Origin of the sequence: Methylobacterium sp. WL18 (genome assembly GCF_008040015.1) — a bacterium.
GTDB classification, from domain to species: Bacteria; Pseudomonadota; Alphaproteobacteria; order Rhizobiales; family Beijerinckiaceae; genus Methylobacterium; species Methylobacterium mesophilicum.
On sequence record NZ_VRVD01000667.1, the window covers coordinates 1 to 2,526 of the forward strand.

General features: G+C 69.3%; 2 protein-coding genes. Both read right to left on the minus strand.

Translation table 11 applies throughout. From position 1 onward, the window contains the following. Nucleotides 1-780, minus strand: a 780-nt coding sequence (locus FV228_RS26665; RefSeq protein ID WP_147857277.1) for a molybdopterin-dependent oxidoreductase, incomplete at its 3' end; no start/stop codon positions are given. A gap of 267 nt (nt 781-1,047) precedes the next feature. Continuing rightward, nucleotides 1,048-2,526: sulfite reductase subunit alpha (locus FV228_RS26675; protein ID WP_147857279.1), on the minus strand; the 1,479-nt coding region annotated here is incomplete at its 5' end.

Here is a 2,526-nt window from a genome sequence, read left to right on the forward strand (position 1 = left end):
CGCGATGAGGCGGGCGCGGTCGAGGGCGGCATCGAGCCCGGCGGTGTGGGCCTCCACGAAGGCCCGGTCGCGGAAGCCGTTATCCGAAAGGTGCACGAGCAGCCCCGAGAACAACGCTACGTCGCTGCCGGGACGGATCCCGAGGAACAGGTCGGCCTCCTGGCCGGTCTGGGTCCGGCGCGGGTCGATCACTACGAACTTGGTGCCCCGCCGGGCCTTGGCGTCGGCCATGCGGCGGAACAGGACCGGGTGGCACCAGGCGGCGTTGGACCCGACCATGACGATCAGGTCCGCCTCGTCCAAGTCCTCGTAGCAGCCGGGTACGGTGTCGGAGCCGAAGGCACGGCGGTGGGCCGCCACCGCGCTCGACATGCACAGCCGCGAATTGGTGTCGACGTGCGGCGTGCCGATGAAGCCCTTGGCCAGCTTGTTGGCGACGTAATAATCCTCGGTGAGGAGCTGCCCCGAGAGGTAGAACGCGATCGCTTCCGATCCGTGCGCCTCGGTCACCGCGCGCAGTCTTTCCGATACGGTCGACAGTGCCGCGTCCCACGAGGCCTGAACTCCATCGACCTGCGGGTGGAGCAGGCGGTTCTCCAGCGACAGGGTCTCGCCGAGCGCCGAGCCCTTCGAGCAGAGCCGGCCGAAATTGGCCGGGTGCTCGGAATCGCCCGCGATCGCCGCGCCGCCGTTCCCGTCCGGGGTCGCGAGCACGCCGCATCCGACCCCGCAATAGGGGCAGGTCGTGCGCACCGCCGGGTCTGCCACGGACAGGGTCATGGCTGGGTCCTCGAAAGTTCTTTGTTCGATAGCGACCGCAAGAGGTGGGCCGCGCTCCCCGTCACTCGACAGCGAGTGGATCGCCCTCGTGGCCAGATGGGGCGCGGGTCCCCTCTCCCGTTCGGGAGAGGGACAGGGTGAGGGATGCGACCTCTCCAGAGAGACCTGACCCCTCACCCCAACCCTCTCCCGCACGGGAGAGGGGGCGCGTCGCGCTCCGCATGGAACGCGGTGTGACCCCCGTGGCCCGCATGGAGAGGGCGCGGCTCAGTACACGTCGGCCTGGTAGCGGCCGGTCTTCTTGAGGGCGGCGAGATAGGCGACCGCATCCTCGGGGCTCTTGCCGCCATGGCTGGCCGCCACGTCGATGATCGCCCGCTCCACGTCCTTGGCCATGCGCTTGGCATCGCCGCAGACGTAGAAATGTGCGCCGCCTTCGAGCCACTTCCACAGGTCGGCGCCGTTCTCGCGCATCCGGTCCTGGACGTAGGTCTTCTCGTTGCCGTCCCGGGACCAGGCGAGCGACAGGCGGTTGAGCACCTTGTCGTCCTTCAGTGCGTTGAGCTCGTCCTTGTAGAAGAAGTCCGTGGCCTGGCGCTGGTGGCCGTAGAACAGCCAGTTGCGGCCGGGGGCGTTCGTGGCGGCGCGCTCGCGTAGGAACGACCGGAACGGCGCGATGCCGGTGCCGGGGCCGCACATGATCACGTCCTTGGTGAGATCCGCCGGCAGGGCGAAGCCGTGGGCCTTCTGGAGGTAGATCTTCACCTTGGTCTGCTCGGGCAGGCGCTCGCCGAGATGGGTCGAGGCCACGCCGAGCCGCAGCCGGGAGCGGTGGTTGTAGCGCACCGCGTCGACGGTCAGAGACACGATCCCGGTATCCATCTTGGGCGAGGACGAGATCGAGTAGAGCCGCGGCTGCAACTCGTCGAGGGCCTCCAGAAAAACCTCCGCGTCGGGCCGGGCGCCAGGGAATTTGTGCAGGGCGCCGAGCACGTCGAGATAGGCGGCGTCACCGTCCGGGTCTTCTCCGGACGCCAGGGCCTGCGCCTTCTTGCGGGCCGCGCCGGAGGTGAGCAGCGACAGCAGTTGGTAGAGGTTGTCCGGCGCGGCGCCGAGTGCGTAGTCCTTGAGCAGGTGGTCGCGCAGGGTCTGGGTCCCGATCATCCGCTCGGGCCGGGCGCCGAGTTCAGCGATCACCGCGTCCACCAAAGCCGGGGCGTTGGCCGGGAACAGGCCGAGCGAATCCCCGGCCTCGTAGGTGATCGGCGTGCCGTCCAGTCCGATCTCGATGTGCCAGGTCTCCTTCTCGCCGCCCGGCTCGTTGAGGCGGCGGCGGGACAGGAACAGGGCCTCGACCGGGTTCTCACGGCAGAAGCCTTGGGGACCGAGATCGGCTGCCGGCTTGGGCGCGTCGCCCTCGGACGTCGGGGCCGCGGGCGCGCCACCGGCGGCGACGAACTCTTCCTCCAGCTTCTTGAGCATGCGCAGGGTCTCCTTGCCGCCGGGCTGGCAAAGATTCAGGCGCTCCTCGTTCTTCAGGAAGATCGCGTTGGCGTAGTCGGCGCAGTTGTAGCCGCACTGGCCGCAATCCTGCTGGGCCATGGCGGCCATCAGCTTGTGCGGCTCGGGCCGGTCCTTGGCCATCGCCATCCGGTCGCCGATCGGCACGGAGGGGTCGTGCCAGGGCGCGTCGTCGTTGTCGGCCAGCTTCGGGCCGGCGGCGGGCGCGTCGCCGGGAGCGAGGGC